The sequence below is a fragment of the Bacillus cihuensis genome (assembly GCF_000504145.1).
Lineage (GTDB): Bacteria > Bacillota > Bacilli > Bacillales > DSM-1321 > Peribacillus > Peribacillus huizhouensis.
On sequence record NZ_KI632499.1, the window covers coordinates 1 to 204 of the forward strand.

Genomic DNA, 204 nt, shown 5'->3' on the forward strand with positions numbered 1-204 from the left:
TTATCTAGTTTTCAAAGAACGATAATTGGTGGAGCCTAGCGGGATCGAACCGCTGACCTCCTGCGTGCAAGGCAGGCGCTCTCCCAGCTGAGCTAAGGCCCCATTATAAAACAGAATGTGAATGGTGGGCCTAAATGGACTCGAACCATCGACCTCACGCTTATCAGGCGTGCGCTCTAACCAGCTGAGCTATAGGCCCATTCT

General features: G+C 52.0%; 2 tRNA genes. Both read right to left on the reverse strand.

What is annotated here, in order from left to right:
* Nucleotides 1-26 precede the first annotated feature (26 nt).
* Nucleotides 27-102 (reverse strand) — tRNA-Ala (locus V179_RS0124295).
* A 20-nt stretch (nucleotides 103-122) separates the two neighbouring features.
* Nucleotides 123-199, reverse strand: a tRNA-Ile gene (locus V179_RS0124300).
* Between the last annotated feature and the right edge of the window lie 5 nt (nucleotides 200-204).